Below are 19,004 nucleotides of genomic sequence, written 5' to 3'. Positions count from 1 at the left end.
TTCTATATCGGAATTATAATTCATAAAATTAGAAATAAACTGAAAATAAACTTAAAGTAATATTGCTTATACAAAAAAGCTTATTTTTAGGCACTTAAAAGATAAAAATTTTTTTTAATAAAGATAAAAATTTTTTAATACATGGAGTTTTATTTTGATTTTTTTTTTAATTTAAAAAAAAGGTATAATATAAACTATATTAGTTTAGTATGATTTTATTTCTAAAATACTTCAATAAAGTCCTATAAGTTTGAGTTTTTAAAAGCTAACTAAATTAATCAAGATTAAAATAATCTATTTATTAAAAAATTATGATATAATTCAAGAAAATTAGTTTTAACAGTTTAAAAACTAGGAGTAAAGCATGGAAAAAGAGTTATCTGATTTAGAGAAATTAAAGGCTTCAAGAAATCCTTTAAGAGTTGTTGATGATATGTTTAAAGAAGCAAATGAAGGGATTCCTTTAAAAGATGAGTATATTGGTCTTTTAAAATGGTATGGAATGTATCCACATATTAACCATGATGGAAGAGAAGATAAAAAATACTTCATGAAAAGAATTAAACTTACTGATACAAAAATGAATTTAGAGCAATTAGAAGTAATGGCTAAGATTGGTTTAGATTATGCTCAAGGATTAGTAGACTTCACAGATAGACAAAATGTTCAGTTTCACTATATTGAAATGAAAGATATACCTGCAATTTTTGAATTATTAGAGAGTGTTGGTTTAACTTCAAGAATGGCATCAGGTGATGGACCAAGACCAATTATGACTTCACCAGTTGGTGGAATTGACCCTGAAGAGATTATTGATGCAAGTGTGATTGCTAAACAAGTAGATACATACTTTGATGAAAATGAAGATAGATTCTGTAATTTCCCAAGAAAATATAAAATAGGTATTTCAGGATGTTCAAAACACGCTGTTGCCCATGAGATTCAAGATGTTGCATTTACAGCATTTAAAGATGAAAATGGTGAAGTATTATTTGATTTAACACTTGCAGGTGGATTATCAAAATCAAAACAAATTGCATATAGAGCAAATAGATATGTAAAACCAGAACAAGTTTTAGATGTAGCTGTTGTTTGTGCTGAAATCTTTAGAGACAATGGTAATAGACATAATAGAAACAAAGCAAGAGTTAGACACTTAGTTAATGAGTGGGGATTAGAAAAGTTTGTTGATGCTATTGAAGAAAAACTTGGATATAAACTACAAGAGGGAACTGTAGAGCCTGCAATTACTCCATTTAATGAAAGAGACCATTTTGGTATTCACAAGGCAAAACAAGAGGGTGAATCATTTATAGGATTTGCTACAAACTCAGGAAGAGTTGCTGGTGTTGACTTTAAAGCAATGAGTGATATTTGTAAAAAATATAATGCAGGTGGAATAGCTCTTACTTCAACTCAAAACTTTATTGTATATGGTGTTAAAGATGAGGTAGCTCAAGCTTTAGCTGATGAGTTTGATGCACTTGGATATCCATATAAACCAACTCCATTTAGAGCAAGATTACAATCATGTACAGGGATTGAGTTTTGTAAATTTGGTATAACTGAAACTAAAGAGTTTGCTAAAAAAGTAGTTGTAGAGTTAGAACAAAAAAATCCAGAATTTAATGAACCATTAATGATTGCAATTTCAGGGTGTGGAAATGGATGTTCTCAACCACAAATTGCCGATATTGGTTTTGTAGGAACTAAAGTTAGAGATGAAGAGGGTAATAGAGTAGAGGGGTATGATGTACTTCTTGGTGGTCATTTACAAGGTGAAAAACTAAGTAGAATTGCAAAAAAAACTGGTGTAAAAGTACAAGCTACTAAATTAGTTGATTTTGTAACAGATTTAATTACTGAATATAATATTGATAATTTAGGTCAAAATAGTTTTAAAGATTATCTTAACACAGTTGAACTTTCAAAATAAAGTTTTATAAACTATCTCTAAATTAATTTAGAGATAGTTTTAATTCCTTTTTTTATATCTTTTTTACTTGAGTTCGTATAATTAAATCGAATTTCATTATTTATTTTCTCTTTGTTTGTATAAAATTGATTTCCAGGTACAAATAATACTTTCTCTTTCATCGCTTTTTTTACCAATTCAAATGTATCAATTTTTTTGAAACTTCCATAAATAAACATTCCTCCCTTTGGTTTTGTATATTTAAAAGTGGGAAGATATTTATCTAAACATTTACAGAAATACTCCATTTTATCTTGATAATCATCTCTTATCTTTTGAGTATGTTTTTCAAAGTTTGCATCATCTTTTAAATATTCATTTAAGATGTATTGAGATATTCCACTTGAATGTAAGTCAATAGATTCTTTAATAATAATTAATGAATCTATTAATTCTTTTGACGCTCTAATCCATCCTATTCTTAAACTTGGACTTAGTGTTTTTGAAAAGCTTCCTAAGTGAAAACTATTATTTGGAATTTGAGAACTAATTAAAGTCTCTTTTTTCTCAAAATAAAGCTCACTATAGGGACTATCTTCTATTAAAATTCCATCATATTTTTTAATGATTTTTGCAACTTCATCTCTTTTTGTTTTACTATATGTTGTAGAAGTTGGATTTTGAAAATCAGGAATTAAATACGCAAGTTTAGTTTTAGCAAATGATTTTTCAAACTTTTTTATATCTATTCCATCTTTTTTTAAATCAACTTCTTTCATTTTTATATGATTTAATTTAAAGATATTTATAGCACCTAAATAAGAAGGTTTTTCTAAAGTTATACTCTTATTTTCAAAATATTTTGAAATAATAAACATAGCTTGTTGACTTCCTGTTGTAATTAAAATATTCTCTTCATTTGTTTTAAATCCACTATTACAATACATCTTTGCAATTTTTTGTCTTAATTCTTTTATTCCATTACTTAGGCCATATTGGTAAATCTCTTTATTTTTTAGAACTTTTGATGCACATTTTTTTAACTCTTTTGATGGAAAGAGTTTTTCATTTGGTAAACCACCCGCAAATGAAATGGTTTCATTATCAATTGATTCTAATATTTCTCTTACAAATGATCTTTTCATTTGCAACTCCTTTTTTTATTTGAAGTTTACAAAAAGAGTAAAGTTAAATCTTTACAATAAATGTTTAATAAACTATCTATTTTTGCTAATAATATTTACTTTTATTGATATAATAAGATTATGAAAAAAGATACAATGCAAAAAAGAGCTAAAATAGCCAACGATTTAATGAATTATATTTATAAATATATTGATACAGACATAAATATTGATGAACTATCACATGATTTAAAAGTAAGTAAATTTCATCTTCACAGAATATTCAAAGATGAATTTGGAAAAAATATTTATGAAACTATTAAAGATATAAGATTATTAAAAGCATCAAATCTATTAATATCAAATAAAAATTCAACAATTACAGAAATATCAAAAATGACAGGATATAGTTCTCAGACTTCATTTTTAAGAGCTTTTAAACAGCGATTTAATATGACACCAAAACAGTGGAAAAAAGATGGCTATAAAACTTACTCTAATGATATTTTAAAAGATTCCTCAAGTGCAATAAATTCAAAGGCAAATTTTGAAGATTTAAAAGTTGAAATTGTAAAAATGAGCGAAATGAAAGCCTATTATATAAGACATCAAGGTTACGATAAATCAATAAGTAGCAGCTGGCAAAAACTTCAAACTTGGATTTACTCAAATGAAATTTCTGAGTTTACTCAAATAGGGCTTCACCATGATAATCCAATTATTACAAATCTAAAAGAGTGTCAATATGTTGCTTGTATGAAAACTGAACAGGTAGTTAAAAACTCATCATTACCAACATTAACTATCCCAAAAGGAGTTTATGCAAAATTTAGTGTAAGTGGAGTATATGGAGATGTTTTAAAACTAATTCAATGGGTTTATCATAAATGGCTTATAAATAGTGGATATGAAACTTCCACAAATCCTTCATATACAATTTATCACAAAAACCACTTTTTATCAAATGATGGAGAGTTTATTTTAGATTATTATGTTCCAATTAGTTTTGTTTAATATAGCTTCCCAAATCTATCTAAATGAATAAGATAAATTCTTAAATCAAGTTCAATTTGATGATAGTTAGGCATAACATAAGTACACATATCATAAAAAGCTTTGTTATGCTCTTTTTCTTTGAAGTGAGATAATTCATGAACAACTATCATCTCTAAAAAATCTTCAGGCATATTTTTAAACATGCTAGCAACTCTGATTTCATTTTTTGCTTTTAGTTTTCCACCTTGAACTCTTGAAACAAAAGTATGCATTCCTAAAGCATTGTCAATAACATTTATTTTTCCATCATAAATAGCTTTAGAAATTTGGTATTTTTTAAAGTATCTATTTTTGATATCCATTACATAATTATATAATGCTTTATCATTTGAGTAATTATGTTTAGTTGGATATTTTGATTTTATATAGTTAGTTAGTTTATTGTTGTCAATTAAAGATTTGACTTGTTCTTGAATATTTTTTGGATAGTGCGCGATTTGTTTCAAAGAGGTTTAAATTTCCTCTTTGATTTTTTCTAAATCTGCAATTTTTTCAATATATTGTGCTTCTTTAGATTTGATGAATTTTATTCTATCTTCATTTATTTCTAAAAATTGCTCTTTTGAGTAATTAACAATTTTAAATAAATAGTTTCTTCTTGAAGTTAAGAAGTCTTCAATTTTCTCAAATCCAAAGTTAGCTTTTAATTTACCAATAATATCTTCTTGTCTTGGGTGTTGAATAGAAAATCTTGTTGGCTCTTTTTTGTATAACTCTTCTGATTCATGAATTTGTTGTTCAAAGTGTGCAACTGTTGCTTGTGTTGTTTGAATATATGAGTATGATAAGGCTCCATTAAAATATGCAAACTTTTTTCTAAGAGCAGAAATATTTTCTAAAATGGCTCTGTGATAACTACTTAAAACATTTTCATATACTTTAGCTGCAAAGTGCCTTGTGTTTGAGAACTCTAAATCAGAAGCAATTTCTCTGTGTTTTCTAAGTAGTTCATATGGTTCTTGCCATTTTTTAACCTCTTTTCTTAGGTGTCTATAAACTTCTCTAAATGCTTCATCAGTTTCTAGCTCAACATTTTTAAGTAATTTAATTGACCTTTTAAACATTTTATCAATTGTTTGATCATCATAAAATAGGTTTTTATAGATGTTATCAGCATTTATCCAATAAGTTTCATATTCAACTTTTTCAATTTTATCGCCTTTTAAAAACCCACCTTTAGATTCTTCAAATCTAATAGCTTTTCTTCTTTCAATATTTTTATAAGTCTCTTGGGCAATTTTTTCCATAATCGCTTCAAGTGAATTATAAATAGTAAAAAGTTGTTTATTGTATTTTTTATGAATCTCTTCAAACTCGTTTAAAATACTCTCTTCAATGTCTGTTAAAACTGAAACTAAAGCATCATAAACCCCAATTATAGTTTGGTACTCTTTTATTAAAATATCACAAATACCTTTTAAGTCATTTTTAATTGAGTGCTCTTTTGCTTGTGCAGCTTTTGGTCTCATTTCATTATCAATAAAATCTAGAACTTCTTGGATATTTGAGTCATTTAAAAGTTTTAAGTTCTCTGTAATATCACTATATTTGATTTCTCTAATTTTATGTTGAAAGTCTTTATATTTTTCTCCAAAGAAATCTAAATTCCCTGTATCAATATTTTGTTTTAAATCATTTTTAAAATCTTTTAAAATAGCATCAACATTATTATCAATTAGTACATCTTTTTGATGAGCTCTTGAATCAAGTGCCATTTTAGCTGATATTGGAGTTACTTGAGAAAAGTACTTTGAGAACTTTTCACTTACATATTTAGTAGTAGTTTCAATTTGTTCTTGTGTAAATTTATCTTTTTGGTTTAGTACACAAAGTGTTTTATCTGAAAAGTGCTCCATATACTCTTCAAGTATTTTAACTTCTGATTGTTTACCTGCATTATCAATTAATGTTAACCAAATAATACCACCAACATCTCTTAAAACTCTTCTTGTAGTGTCTGTATCACTTTGAGATTGTGAGTTAAGACCAGGTGTATCAACAAATGAAATTTCTTTTAATATATCCATTGGAGCATATAAAGTAAGATATTTAATATCATTCATTTCATCTTTTCTTTGGTCTGTAAACTCTGCAATTGTTTCTATAGGAGCATACTCTTGTGCACCTGAGTAGTATGTAATTTTTAGTTTATACTCTTCACCATAATTTATAAAATTAACTTTAGATGTCACAGGAGTAATACCAGTTGGTAAAATATTTTTTGATAAAAGTGCATTTAAGAAAGTTGATTTACCAGCTGAAAATTGCCCAGTAATTGCAACTTCCATAGGATATCTAGCTTTTCTAATTTGTTTATCTAAGATTCTTTCTAATTGTCTTGAAGGTAAGAATTTTTCATCAAGTAATTTATCTTTTACTCTTTTGATATCTCCTACTAACCCTTCATCATAAGTAATCTCTTGTTTTACATAAGTTTGTTTATATTCATTTATGAAACTATCTAATATTTTTAAATTTGCACTCATTATATAAGTCCTTTAATTTCATTAGAAATAGTATCTAACTTTTTAATTTTCTTGTGAATATCTATTGATAAATTTGATCTATTTTCATCATTTTGTTCAAATGATTCTATTTGATTTTGTAAAATTTTCTCTTCATCTTCAAGTTTTTGTCTTACTCTAATTAGTGGTGCATTTAAAGTTTCAAAGAATGTTTCAACTAAGTGATTAGAAACTTTTGAAATCTTTGATTTTAAATCATTTTCAATATCTATAAATTGACCTTTTATGTATCCTTCAATTTCTCTATCTAATTCACTAATTTTACTAGCTTTTGATTTTGAAACAGCACCTGTAATTTGACTTACTAATACTTCATTATTAGAAGTTAAGAAACCTGATTTAAAATCATCTTGGAAGAAACCTCTTGCATCAAAGTTATCATTTTTATGTCCAACAACAAAACCAAAGTCTTGATATTTTTGTTCACATTGCTCACCAATACTTTGAGATTTTTTAATAAATTTATATCTATAATCTCTAATAATATCAATCATCCCATCTTTAATAGCTGTTTGAACAATAACTTTTATTCTTGAGTTTTCAGGTCTTTTTTTAGTTTTTTCAAAAGAGTATCTAACATCACTTATAACTCTTTGTTTTATTACATTTTGAAGTTCAATTAATTCACTTTGTAAAAATGTTTCAAGTGATTCAATATAATTCTTAGAATCTGTTTTATAAAAGTTTATATCTTCATTCATTGCATCAAAGATTCTTTTATTTACTTCTTTTCTTTTTGAGAACTCTTTTAACTCTTTTTCTAGTTCATCTTTTGATTTAGATAAAAGTTTTAACTCATAATTTAATGATAAATTCTCTTTTTCAATTGTTTTTATTATTTGTGATTTTGCACTTTGAATTACAATCTCACCTTTTTGAGAGTTTGAACCAAATAGAGTTTCATTTAAATAGTTCTCAATATCTAAAATTCCTGTATCTTCAAGTTTGAATCCAGCATCTAAGGCTTCTTGTTCTCTTCCTGTTCTATGTAACAGTGCCATTTTCCCAGAAATAGGAATAAATTTGATAGTTTTTAAAATATAATCTAGCTGAGAATCTTTATTTTGAGCTTTTAGTTGTTTTTCAATTGAAGTTTTTGTGTAGTTAATAACTTCTTCAAGTTCTTCTTTAGAAACAGTATCAGCTCTTGTAATTACAACTAAAAGTTTTGAAATATTTTGGTAAAGTAGGGCATCAATAATAAATTCAACATCTTTTAAAGTAGCACTTTGAGATACATTCATTAAATGAAGCATCATATCACATTGAGCTAAATACTCTTTAGTGATTTCTTCCCTTTGAATAACAGGGTCATCTAATCCTGGAGTATCAACTATTTCAATTCCATCTTTTAAGAAGTTTAAATCACTACCTAATTCAACATATTTAACTAAGTTACATTTTTTTCCACTAGCTTCTGCTGAAGTATAAAGTGATAAATCTTTTATTTCAACTTCATCATATCTTGATTCTTCTTTTATATATGAGTTTAATTCATCTCCAAAAATCTTTTGAGTTTCAGCAACATAATCTCTCATAGATTCAAGCTCTTTTGCAGAGTTCTCAATTCTACTCCACTCATTTTTATTCCAGTAGTAAACTTTTGCTTTTTCAGTTTTATTGTGTTTTACAATTGTTAAGTTTGCAGTTTCAGGAACAACGGCACTTCCTAAAATTTCTCTTCCCATAAGGGCATTTAACATTGTAGATTTACCAGCATTCATAACACCAGTAATTCCTATAGAGAATTTTTGATTGTTTAAGTAGCTTTTTGTCTCTTCAAGTTCTACTTTGAAATTTTCATTTGTTGAAACTTCTTCTTTAACTTCATCAATAACTTTTTCTAAAATTGATTTTAATTCTTTAAATGTAGATTTATTCTCTTCTTTAATATTTTCATGATTATCCATACTATTTAAGTGAGTATTTAAATCTAATTCTTCAGGGTCAAACAGTGAAATAAGTTTGCTTAATCCTTCAAGTTTAAGCATTTTCTCTTTTTTTAGATATTCAAATGCTTCATGTAAAGTATCAATAAACTCTTTAGTTTTTGTTTGATGAATATTTTCAATAATATTATGTTGTAGGTGATTTAACTCTTCTATATTTGAAGGTGCTTTTACATTTAGTTTTTGACATAATGTTTTAAAAGATGTCAATGGAACAATCCTATCACAGCTTTTTCTAGTGATTGCAAGAACTAATGCATAGGTAGTATATGCATCATGGTCAATATCTAAATCTATAGGCTCAACATCTAAATTTTGTTCAAATGTAATACCATGGTATAGTAAAAAATAGTCGTTTGCTAAGCTCATAACTCTCTCCCTAAAATATAAAAAGTTAAATACCAATAATGGTACTTAACTTTTTATACTTGAGCTTTATAATACGAAGGAAACCCTTCGTATTAATTATCTTAGTGCTACTAATTTTCTTCTTAAGTAAGCAATTTTATTTTGTAATGGTAAGTGTTTTGGACAATGGTCTTCACAAGCCATTAATGACATACAACCAAAAATTCCATCATCATCACCAATTAACTCATAGAAGTCTTCAGCAGTTCTTTTATCATGAGGGTCTACTTCAAATCTAGCAACTCTGTTTAATCCAACAGGTCCAACAAAGTCAGGTCTCATTAATTTTGTACCACAAGAAGCAACACAAATACCACATTCGATACATCTATCTAACTCAAAAGTTTCATTTGCAACTTCTGGATCAACTCTTTGTTCCATTTTAGCAATGTTAACTTCTTCTCCACCATTATCAACAATCCAAGACTGAACTCTTTTTGACATAGCATCCATCCATTTACCAGTATTAACCGATAAATCTTTGATTAACTCAAATGCTGGCATAGGCATTAATTGGATTTTCCCAGTTGGGTAGTTAGCAATTAATGTTCTACAAGCAAGTGCAGGCTTACCATTTACTACCATACCACAAGAACCACAAATCCCAGCTCTACATACGAAGTCAAATGATAAATCTGGATCCATCTCTTCTCTAATTTTTGTTAAGGCAATGAAAAGAGTCATACCTGGAGTCTCTTCTAAATGATAATCTACAAAGTGAGGTTTAGAAACCTTACTTCTTGGATTGAATTTTAAAACTGATATTGTAATATCTCTACCTTTTTCAATACTCATTATTTATCTCCTGCTCTTTCATTTCTTTCTTTATAATTCATAGGCAAATTAAATGGCATTAAAGCATCTTGAATCTCATGTCTATCTTTACCTTCTGCTTGCATTTTTTCAGTAATTTCGTCAACTTGTGCTTGTCTAACCTCTGATTCTGGATGTTCAATAATCATACCTTTAGCTCCATAACCTCTAAATGCTGGCGGCATTTCCATTTTCATAATGTCTAATGGTGCATATTCAATTGTAGGTTCTAAATCATCTTTATTTGGCCAAGTACATAATGTTCTGTTTAACCAGTTAGCATCATCTCTTTTTAAATAATCTTCTCTATAGTGTGCCCCTCTTGACTCAGTTCTATCTCTAGCACCTTTAGCAACACATAATGCAACTTTTAACATTCTTGGAACTCTATAAGCTTCTTCAAGCTCTGGGTTACCAGCTCTTTCTTTTGATTTAACGTTGATTTGCTTAGTTTTAACTAATAACTCTTTTAACTCTTCAACAGCTGCTTCTAAGTTTGGACCATCTCTAAAGATACCAACTTTTTCATCCATTAATTCTTTCATTCTGTTTTTGATTTTGAAGATATCTTCACTACCATTGTAAGCTAAGATTTCATTTAAGTATGCATCTTGCTCATCTAAGAATTTTTGAACAGTTGAAGTAGGAATTGTTACATCATTTGCTAAACAGTAATCTGCGAAGTAGTTACCAATAATCATACCAGCAACAACAGTTTCAGATACAGAGTTTCCTCCAAGTCTATTAAATCCATGCATATCCCAACAAGCTGCTTCACCACAAGCAAATAATCCAGCTAATCTAGTTGATTCACCTGTTGGTTTAGTTCTAATACCACCCATTGAGTAGTGTTGCATTGGTAATACAGGAGCCCATCCTTTTTTACCTTCATCAGCTGGGTCAATACCATTAAAGATTTGACAAATTTCTTGAACATCTCTTAAGTTTCTTTCAATATGCTCTCTACCTAAAATAGAAATATCTAACCATACGTGGTATCCGTAAGGTGAAGGTACACCTTTACCATTTCTAATGTGCTCAATCATTCTTCTTGAAACAACGTCTCTTGAAGCAAGTTCTTTTTTCTCTGGCTCGTAATCTGGCATGAATCTGTGACCATCAACGTCTCTTAAGATTCCTCCATCCCCTCTACAACCTTCAGTTAATAAAATACCTGATGGTACGATTGGAGTTGGGTGGAATTGTACAGCTTCCATATTTGAAAGTGTTGCAACACCAGTTTCAAGTGCAATAGCAGCACCTGTACCTTCACAAATTACAGCATTTGTAGTTTGTTTAAATACTCTTCCATATCCACCAGTTGCAATACATGTACCAATTGCAACATAAGCTTCTAATTCTCCAGTGATTAAATCTCTAACGATTGCACCATAACATCTTCCATTTTCGTGGATTAATGATAATGCTTCTTTTCTATCTCTAATATCAACATTGTGTTTTAAAGCTTCATTCGCAACACCAAATAACATTGTATGTCCAGTTGCATCAGCTGTATAACAAGTTCTCCATTTTTTAGTACCACCGAAGTCTCTTGATGTAATTAATCCATGTCTATCTTCATCTTCAGTAATAGTCGTTTTCTTAGCATTGATAACTGCTTCTCTAGTACCAGCTTTAACTCTAGACCAAGGCACACCCCAAGATGCTAATTCTCTAATTGCTTTTGGTGCAGTATGTACGAACATTCTTGCAACTTCTTGATCACATCCCCAATCGCTTCCTTTTACAGTATCTGCAAAGTGTAAATCTTCATTATCTCCATCAGACATTTTTGAGTTACCTAAAGAAGCTTGCATACCACCTTGAGCAGCTGCAGAGTGAGATCTTTTAACAGGAACTAATGATAAAACGATAGAGTTAAGACCTTTCTTTTGAGCAGCAACTGCAGCTCTAAGACCAGCTAAACCTCCACCAATAACTAATGCATCACAGTAATTAATTTTCATTATGCAATTCCTCCAACATTTTTATTTATCATTTTGTATTCCATTACTTTTGCTTGAGGTTGGAATTTGTTACCTACATTGTTTCTCTCAACTTGTTCCATACCAATTTTCATGTAAGCTGCTAATGAAGCAAATCCTAACACTAAGAAGAATACTGTTAATCCCCATTTAACTTTTTTAAGAGCTTTTCTAGTCTCTCTTGGATTATCACCATCAAACCATCCCCATTTAACACATAATCTATAAAGACCAATTGTTCCATGGAATTCAACAGCTAATAATAAAAGAATATATAAAGGCCACATCCACTCAGACCAAACTCTGTCAGATGAAGCATAAGGACCAATATCAGCTGAATTAGTCATGATGATATATAAGTGAACAGAACCTAAGAAGAACATTGCAAATCCAGTAAATGCTTGAGTAAACCATAATTTTGTATCATCATGTCCCATGTTTTTAGCATGAGCTCTCATTACTTGGTATTGTTTAAAGTTGCCTGGTAACTTTCTCATACCCATTGCAGCGTGAACAATAAACACAACAAAAATAAATGCTGCAGCTATTGTAACTAATAATGGATTTCCACCTTCAAAGATGAAACTTCCCTCTAATAACTTTGTTACAGTGTACATAAACTCTTCTGAAATAAGAATTGATGATACTAATAACATATGCGCCCACATAAATAAAGCTAAAAAACCTCCAGTAAAACTTTGAATATAATCAAGTTTTGCAGGTAACCTGCTCTTTTTCCCCTCAACAGTTTTACCTAAATAACCTTCTATTAGGTCACTCATTGTCTATCCTTTCCTACGATTTTAGATTTTGAATAATAGCATTATAATAGCTAATTGAGTCTTGATAATTGTTTAGATAGTTAATGATGCATTAACGAGTTTATATAAAATAATTTAAATAAAGTTCGATTTTATGGGGATAGTATATAAATAAATGTTAGATTAATTATATATATTAATTATATAAGTTATGTTACAAAACAACACAGTCTTATTTTAAAAATAAAGACTGCACTGCTGTTTGTGATAAATTGATTAAAGTATCAATTGTAAGACCAGGTATAAAGAATACAATAGCTGAACCAATTCCACCTAGAACTGTAAGAATCGCAACAAATGCAATTGCATAAGTTGAAACTCTTTTATCATTGAACTCTTCTGATACACACTCTTGCTTTGTTGGATAAAAATACATCATAGCAATTAGTTTAAAATAGTAATAAACTGATACAATTGTTGCAAAAATTGCTAAAATAGTTAAACTTGTATATCCAGCATTTATAGCTTCAGTAAATACGTAAAATTTACCAATAAATCCTATAGTTGATGGGATTCCAGCTAGTGAAAATAGAAAGATTGTCATCATAGCTGCTAAAAAAGGTCTCTCTTTTGCTAAGCCTTTAAAATCATCATATGTAACTCTTACATTTGTTTCAGAAATAATATGTGAAGCAAGTCCAAATGAACCAAGTGCAGATAATAAATATGCAATTAAATAAAACATGATTGCATATGCTGAATCAATATTTAAAACCTCTCCATCTTTATAGCTAAGTGCAATAAAAGCTAGTAATAAATAACCTGTATGTACTATTGAAGATGCAGCTAGCATTCTTTTAATAATTTGTTGTGTGATAGCTAACCAAGTACCAAATACTAAAGTAAGTACGATTATAACTGAAATGATTGTATCCCAAAAATCAATAATTGGAGCAATTGTGTCAAGAATAGTTCTTAAGAAAAATGAGAAAATTGCGATTTTAAATGTTGATGCCATAAATGCAGTGATAACCATTGGTGCACCTCTGTACACATCAAGTACCCATGATTGGAATGGAAATGCTGCAACTTTGAATAAAAATGTAAATAAAATTAGAGTTAAACCAATATAAACTAAAATTAAATCTTCACTACTATGACTTGAGATAAATGTTGCTAGTTGCGTTAAATTTGTTGTAGCAGTTGCACCATAAACTAAAACTACACCTAATAAATAAAATGCACCAATAAATGAACCTAAAACTAAATACTTAAAAATTGCTTCAACTCTTTTTGGGTCATTTGAATTATATCCAACCATAATATATACAGAAAATGATGCAATCTCAAGGGCAATATATGCTACAACCAATTCATTTGCATGCGCAATTACCATCATTCCAAATAGGGCAAATAAAAGAATCGAAAAGAACTCACCTTTGAAATAACTTCTGTGTTGGAAATAGTGCTCACCAATTAGTAAAGTAAGAATTGTACCACCAATTAAAAGCACATCAAAAAAGTTTGCAAATGTGTCAAAAATCAGTACATTGTTTAAAAAGCTTTCATAAGGTAGTGTAGAGTATAAATTTGTAACTTCAACTAAAGAAAACCCAAGTGCGATAAATAAAAATATACAAGAAACTGTAATAAAATTTTTAACACTAAATCTATCATACATACTCATAAACATCAAGGTTAAAGCACCAATTAAAACAGTTATTGTTGGAACTAAATATAAAAATTGACTCATTTTGCTGCTCCAATATGTAAGATATCATTTAAATAGTGAGTTACCGTTGGCTCAAACTTATTCATAAATATTTCTGGATAAAAGCCCATTAAGAATACTAAAATTACCCAAGGAGTAAGACCAATTATTTCTTTTATTTTTAAGTCTCTCATTGTAAGCTCTTTTGCACCTTCAGGTCTATCTTGTAATATTGCTCGTTGGAACATCCATAACATATAAGAAGCTCCAATTATTACAGTTAGAGCTGATAAGTATCCAAGGGCTGGATTAAATTCATAAATACCAAATATAATTAATAGTTCTGATACAAATCCATTTGTTCCTGGTAATCCAACATTTGCAAAAAGCATTATTGCAAATATAAAAGTTAAAATAGGAGCTTTTTTTGCAAGCCCTCCTAAATCTTTGATTGTTTTAAATCCAGTTTGCTCATGAATCAAACCAACTAATAAGAATAACGCACCAGTTGCAATAGCGTGTGCAATGATTAAATAAAGTGCACCATTAATTCCATATTCATTTAGTGAAAAAATACCAGCAGCTATAAAACTAAGATGAGAAGCTGAAGAGTATGCAAACATTCTTTTAATATCATCTTGCATAAGTGCAGCAATTCCAAAGTAAATTAAACCAAATAATCCAATAGCTACAAACCAAGCTGAAAACTCTACATAAATATCTGGGAAAATTGGAATCATAAATCTAACAATTGCATAAACTCCTAGTTTGGCCATAATTGAAGACAATAAGAAAACAGCACCTGTAGGAGCATTTTTATATGTTTCCATAATCCACGTATGAAGTGGGAAAATTGGTATTTTAATAGCAAATGCAGCTAAAAATGCTAAGAATAACCAAACTTTTACATCATATCCAATAGTAGTAATTTTTGTTAGTTCATCATAAGCAAATGACCAAACTCCAAATTCATTATGATAAGCAACTCCAAGATATAAAATTGCTACAAACATAAGAAGTGAACCCACCATTGTGTAAACAGTTACTTTAATAGTAGTAAATACTTTATTTCCAAATCCATATTGACCAATCATTAAAAATACAGGTAAAAGCATAACTTCCCAAAAGAAGTAGAATAAAACTACATCAAGTGAAAGTAAAGTTCCAGTAACACCACTTTGAACTAAAAGCATATTTATCCAATAACCTTTAGTTTTTCCTTCCCATAAAAGTAAATAAGAAGTTGGAATAAGTATTGCAATCATCATTAAAATTGTTAAAGAAAAACCATCAAGTCCAATATAATAATTAATCCCATAAGTCTCAATCCAAGCTACATTTGTAACAAATTGCATACCTGAACTTGGTTCAAATTCAATATAAATTTTTAATACAAGAGCTAGAATAACAGTTGTAGTTAAAAATGCAATATTTCTAATTGTGTTAATATCCCTTGTTGTAAGCATTAAACCAAATGCAACAACTGCTGGTAAAAATATGATAAATGAAAGAATATCTGCACTCATACTACAATCCTAAACTAATATATAAATAGATAAATATGCATGTCATACCAATTAACATAGTCGCTGCATAAAATCTCACATTTGCATTTTGTATCATTGCAACTTTTTTACCTATATTTACAAATGCATTTGATGAATTCATAATAATTGCATCAATGATTTTGTCATCTAAAATTTTATCAATAAATGTTGATAAGGCTTTTGTTGGTTGAACAAACAATGAATCATAGATTTCATCAATATAGAATTTTCTACCAATAAATCCTGTCTCTTCTTCAGGTTTTGATAAATCAAATTTTGCATACTTTGAATAAGCAGTCATAATTCCAGTTGCAGCTACTATAACTGATAGAGCCATAAGTACAAACTCTGTTGTGTAATCCATATGTATATGTTTTGAATTAAGTTGTCCTAACCAAGTATCAACTAAATGGTGTCCTCCAAAAATTGTTGGAAGATTTAAAAATCCTGCAAATACTGCACCAATAGCTAATATTAAAAGAGGAATAGTTATTGTTTTTGAAGTGTAAACATACTCTTTTTTATGATGATTTGGTGCAACAAAGACAATAAAATACATTCTAAACATATAAAATGCTGTTAAAAATGCAGTAAATAAGGCTATTGCATAAAGTAAGTATTGACCCTCTTGGAAAGCTGCTGCTAAGATTGCATCTTTTGAGAAGAAGCCAGAAAATGGAGGAATACCTGAAATTGCAATAACTCCAATTAAAAATGTTGTTCCAATAATTGGAAGATTTGCTCTATGTTGTCCTATTTTAAATATATTTTGTTCATGGTGAAGGGCAATTATAATTCCACCAGCTCCCATAAATAACATAGCTTTAAAAAATGCATGTGTAAATACATGGAAAAGGCCAGTAGAGTAAAAACCAAGTCCAACAGCTATGAACATATATCCTAATTGACTCATAGTTGAATAAGCAAGAATTTTCTTAATATCTGTTTGCCTAGTTGCAATAATTGCAGCTAGAAGAGCAGAAAATGCACCAATATAAGCTATAAATAGTCCAATTTCTTCAATTCCAACATATAAAAAGTGAAATCTTGCAACCATATAAACACCTGCTGTTACCATTGTTGCAGCGTGTATTAGGGCTGAAATTGGTGTTGGTCCTGCCATTGCATCAGGAAGCCAAACATAAAGTGGAATCTGAGCTGATTTTCCCATAGCTCCAATAAATAGTAAAAATCCTGCAACTAATAATATAGAATTTGATGCATTTCCTAAATTTGCTTCTAAACTAGTAAATGATAAATCAACTTCTCCTAAAGCAAAAAATAGTGTTACAACTCCAAGTAAGAAACCAAAATCTCCAACTCTATTTGCAATGAAAGCTTTATTTGCAGCCATAACATTATCTGCATTTCCATAATAGAATTTAATTAAAAGGTATGAACAAACTCCAACACCTTCCCAACCAATAAATAGGATAATTGGGTTATCTGCTAATACTAAGATTAACATTGAAGCTAAGAACAGATTAAAATATGCAAAAAACTTACCAAATCCTGCATCACCTCTCATATATCCAATTGCGTAAATATGAATTAACCAACCAACAAATGTCACAAACATAGACATAAAGATTGATAAATTATCACCAAGTAGGGTCATTTCAATATTTAATTTATCGATATTTAACCAAGTAAATAGGTGTTGAGTATAAGTATTTCCAGTTTCATTTATATTTAGAAAAACTAAAAGAGTAAATAAAAATGCAATTAATGGTGTAATACAACCAATTAGAGCGAAAGTTAATTCACTAATGGGTTTTTTCTTTATATGATAAAAGTATAAACCACCATTTAAAATAGCACCCATTAGTGGAGCTAAGATTATCCAAACTAACAAAGAAGTATCTATCATGATTTCTCTCCTTGTGTTAAAGTATTGAATATATCAGTATCAAGAGATTTTCTACTTCTATATAAAAGTATAATTACTGATAGGAATATTGCTGCTTCAGCTGCTGCAATTGCTATAACCATAATAGTTACTATTTGAGGATCCATATTAAAATGATATCTAGCAAATGTTACTAAAAACAGATTTACTCCATTTAGCATCATCTCAATTGACATATAAATTACAAAAACATTTCTTCTTGCAATTACTCCAATAGCTCCAATAGAAAATAGCATCATAGAAACAAATGCATAAGATTCAAGTGATATCATGATTGCTCTCCTGCATTTTGTGATTTAACTTTAGAAGCTCTTTTTTTAGCTAAAACTACTGAACCAATTAATGCAACTAAAAGTAAAATAGAGATTAATTCAAATGCAATTATCCACTCATTATATAGTTGACTACCTATTGGTTTGATATCTCCAAAAGTTCCCTCAATTATATTCATATCCTTTGATGGTAACTTTGATACGGCACTTAAAACTAAAACATTAAGTGGAATCATAATAACTGCACCAAGGGCAATTAGTTTAAATTTCTTAGGTTCTTTTGGTAAATCTTCTTCTTTAATATTTAAAAACATCAAAATAAATAAAATTAGCGTCATTATTGCACCAGCGTAAACTATAAGTTGTACCAAAAATAAAAATACTGCATTTAATAGTGCAAACATACCTGCAACGGCTAACATAGAGATTAAAACTCCAAGGGCACTATACATAGGATTTGAATAAACAATCATTGCTATGGCACCACTTATTGCTAAAAATGCAAGGGCTATAAAAACTAAATCAATCATTGTCCAAATCCTTTGATCTTTCATTTTTCATAAGTGCTTTTTTATCAAGTACAAAATCCTCTCTTTTATCACCTGTAAAAGAAAAAATTCCTGTATCCATTCTAATAGCATCACAAGGACAAGCTTCTACACAGTATCCACAAAATACACACTCAAGTAAATCAATTTTAAACTCTTTTGGCCTTTTTTCAGCTTTTTCATCAAATCTCTCTTCAGCTTCGATAAAAATACATTCTGCAGGACATGCTGTAGCACACATATAACATGCAACACATTTTTCACTTTCATCTTCCCACTTTGTAAGTCTATGAACACCTCTATATCTTTCATTTAAATCATCAGGTTGAACTTCTGGATATTGCATAGTTTTTAAATTATCAACATCTTTTAAATTTTTTATAAAGTGTTTTAAAGTTGTTTTCATACCACCTGCAATTGCAGGTAAGTAAAGTTTGTCTTTAAAAGAAGAACCATGTCTTTTTACTACTTTAATTCCCAT

Annotated in this window: 15 protein-coding genes; 2 read left to right on the top strand and 13 right to left on the bottom strand. The window is 29.0% G+C overall.

The window, feature by feature from the left end; translation table 11 throughout:
* The first annotated feature begins 364 nt into the window (after positions 1-364).
* Positions 365-1,936 (top strand): nitrite/sulfite reductase, encoded by a 1,572-nt coding sequence (locus APAC_RS11070; RefSeq protein WP_130234159.1) that lies wholly within the window; start codon positions 365-367, stop codon positions 1,934-1,936.
* 17 nt (positions 1,937-1,953) lie between these two features.
* Here APAC_RS11070 and APAC_RS11065 read toward each other — a convergent pair whose 3' ends face one another.
* Positions 1,954-3,060: an aminotransferase-like domain-containing protein gene (locus APAC_RS11065; protein WP_188353764.1), complete on the bottom strand. Its 1,107-nt coding sequence runs from the start codon at positions 3,058-3,060 to the stop codon at positions 1,954-1,956.
* Positions 3,061-3,180: 120 nt separating this feature from the next.
* Between APAC_RS11065 and APAC_RS11060 the strand changes: the two genes are divergently transcribed.
* Positions 3,181-4,053, top strand: a complete 873-nt coding sequence (locus tag APAC_RS11060) for an AraC family transcriptional regulator (RefSeq protein ID WP_130234157.1) — start codon at positions 3,181-3,183, stop codon at positions 4,051-4,053.
* Here APAC_RS11060 and APAC_RS11055 read toward each other — a convergent pair.
* The 12 genes from APAC_RS11055 to APAC_RS11000 form a co-directional block, all read right to left on the bottom strand.
* Positions 4,050-4,541, bottom strand: coding sequence for a YgjP-like metallopeptidase domain-containing protein (locus APAC_RS11055; RefSeq protein WP_130234156.1), 492 nt, complete (start codon positions 4,539-4,541; stop codon positions 4,050-4,052). The two genes, APAC_RS11060 and APAC_RS11055, sit on opposite strands and share 4 nt — an antisense overlap.
* 6 nt (positions 4,542-4,547) lie before the next feature.
* Entirely contained in the window at positions 4,548-6,581 is a 2,034-nt protein-coding gene (locus APAC_RS11050) for a dynamin family protein (RefSeq protein ID WP_130234155.1), read from the bottom strand.
* Positions 6,581-8,938, bottom strand: a complete 2,358-nt coding sequence (locus tag APAC_RS11045; RefSeq protein ID WP_130234154.1) for a dynamin family protein — start codon at positions 8,936-8,938, stop codon at positions 6,581-6,583. The genes APAC_RS11050 and APAC_RS11045 overlap by 1 nt, the downstream gene beginning before the upstream one ends.
* Positions 8,939-9,034: 96 nt before the next feature.
* Positions 9,035-9,772 carry a fumarate reductase iron-sulfur subunit gene (locus tag APAC_RS11040; RefSeq protein WP_130234153.1) on the bottom strand — a complete coding sequence of 246 codons (738 nt, stop codon included), beginning with the start codon at positions 9,770-9,772 and terminating at the stop codon, positions 9,035-9,037.
* A complete protein-coding gene (locus APAC_RS11035) occupies positions 9,772-11,757 on the bottom strand; it encodes a fumarate reductase flavoprotein subunit (protein ID WP_130234152.1) in 1,986 nt (661 codons plus the stop codon). The genes APAC_RS11040 and APAC_RS11035 overlap by 1 nt, the downstream gene beginning before the upstream one ends.
* On the bottom strand, positions 11,757-12,557 hold the full coding sequence (locus tag APAC_RS11030) for a fumarate reductase cytochrome b subunit (protein WP_130234151.1): 801 nt from the start codon (positions 12,555-12,557) through the stop codon (positions 11,757-11,759). Before APAC_RS11030 ends, APAC_RS11035 begins: the two co-directional genes overlap by 1 nt.
* Positions 12,558-12,768: 211 nt before the next feature.
* Positions 12,769-14,289 (bottom strand): NADH-quinone oxidoreductase subunit N, encoded by a 1,521-nt coding sequence (locus APAC_RS11025; RefSeq protein WP_130234150.1) that lies wholly within the window; start codon positions 14,287-14,289, stop codon positions 12,769-12,771.
* Positions 14,286-15,773: a complex I subunit 4 family protein gene (locus APAC_RS11020; RefSeq protein ID WP_130234149.1), complete on the bottom strand. Its 1,488-nt coding sequence runs from the start codon at positions 15,771-15,773 to the stop codon at positions 14,286-14,288. The genes APAC_RS11025 and APAC_RS11020 overlap by 4 nt, the downstream gene beginning before the upstream one ends.
* A 1-nt stretch (position 15,774) precedes the next feature.
* Positions 15,775-17,664 carry an NADH-quinone oxidoreductase subunit L gene (gene nuoL / locus APAC_RS11015; RefSeq protein ID WP_228255913.1) on the bottom strand — a complete coding sequence of 630 codons (1,890 nt, stop codon included), beginning with the start codon at positions 17,662-17,664 and terminating at the stop codon, positions 15,775-15,777.
* Positions 17,661-17,975 (bottom strand): NADH-quinone oxidoreductase subunit NuoK, encoded by a 315-nt coding sequence (nuoK, locus tag APAC_RS11010; protein WP_130234148.1) that lies wholly within the window; start codon positions 17,973-17,975, stop codon positions 17,661-17,663. The genes nuoL and nuoK overlap by 4 nt, the downstream gene beginning before the upstream one ends.
* The gene (locus tag APAC_RS11005) at positions 17,972-18,505 is read right to left on the bottom strand and encodes an NADH-quinone oxidoreductase subunit J family protein (protein WP_130234147.1); all 534 of its coding nucleotides are present in this window, start codon (positions 18,503-18,505) and stop codon (positions 17,972-17,974) included. Before APAC_RS11005 ends, nuoK begins: the two co-directional genes overlap by 4 nt.
* A complete protein-coding gene (locus APAC_RS11000; RefSeq protein ID WP_130234146.1) occupies positions 18,498-19,004 on the bottom strand; it encodes a NuoI/complex I 23 kDa subunit family protein in 507 nt (168 codons plus the stop codon). Before APAC_RS11000 ends, APAC_RS11005 begins: the two co-directional genes overlap by 8 nt.

Origin of the sequence: Malaciobacter pacificus (genome assembly GCF_004214795.1) — a bacterium.
In the GTDB taxonomy this organism is placed as follows: Bacteria; Campylobacterota; Campylobacteria; order Campylobacterales; family Arcobacteraceae; genus Malaciobacter_A; species Malaciobacter_A pacificus.
Note: the sequence above shows the minus strand (reverse complement) of the source record. Positions and strands in the feature narration are given on the sequence as shown.

Excerpts from the sequence above, each read along its gene's own strand:
- APAC_RS11070 (WP_130234159.1), top strand. The coding sequence starts at position 365 with ATGGAAAAAGAGTTATCTGATTTAGAGAAATTAAAGGCTTCAAGAAAT.
- APAC_RS11065 (WP_188353764.1), bottom strand. The coding sequence starts at position 3,060 with ATGAAAAGATCATTTGTAAGAGAAATATTAGAATCAATTGATAATGAA.
- APAC_RS11060 (WP_130234157.1), top strand. The coding sequence starts at position 3,181 with ATGAAAAAAGATACAATGCAAAAAAGAGCTAAAATAGCCAACGATTTA.
- APAC_RS11050 (WP_130234155.1), bottom strand. The coding sequence starts at position 6,581 with ATGAGTGCAAATTTAAAAATATTAGATAGTTTCATAAATGAATATAAA.
- APAC_RS11045 (WP_130234154.1), bottom strand. The coding sequence starts at position 8,938 with ATGAGCTTAGCAAACGACTATTTTTTACTATACCATGGTATTACATTT.
- APAC_RS11040 (WP_130234153.1), bottom strand. The coding sequence starts at position 9,772 with ATGAGTATTGAAAAAGGTAGAGATATTACAATATCAGTTTTAAAATTC.
- APAC_RS11035 (WP_130234152.1), bottom strand. The coding sequence starts at position 11,757 with ATGAAAATTAATTACTGTGATGCATTAGTTATTGGTGGAGGTTTAGCT.
- APAC_RS11030 (WP_130234151.1), bottom strand. The coding sequence starts at position 12,557 with ATGAGTGACCTAATAGAAGGTTATTTAGGTAAAACTGTTGAGGGGAAA.
- APAC_RS11025 (WP_130234150.1), bottom strand. The coding sequence starts at position 14,289 with ATGAGTCAATTTTTATATTTAGTTCCAACAATAACTGTTTTAATTGGT.
- APAC_RS11020 (WP_130234149.1), bottom strand. The coding sequence starts at position 15,773 with ATGAGTGCAGATATTCTTTCATTTATCATATTTTTACCAGCAGTTGTT.
- nuoL (WP_228255913.1), bottom strand. The coding sequence starts at position 17,664 with ATGATAGATACTTCTTTGTTAGTTTGGATAATCTTAGCTCCACTAATG.
- nuoK (WP_130234148.1), bottom strand. The coding sequence starts at position 17,975 with ATGATATCACTTGAATCTTATGCATTTGTTTCTATGATGCTATTTTCT.
- APAC_RS11005 (WP_130234147.1), bottom strand. The coding sequence starts at position 18,505 with ATGATTGATTTAGTTTTTATAGCCCTTGCATTTTTAGCAATAAGTGGT.
- APAC_RS11000 (WP_130234146.1), bottom strand. The coding sequence starts at position 19,004 with ATGGGAATTAAAGTAGTAAAAAGACATGGTTCTTCTTTTAAAGACAAA.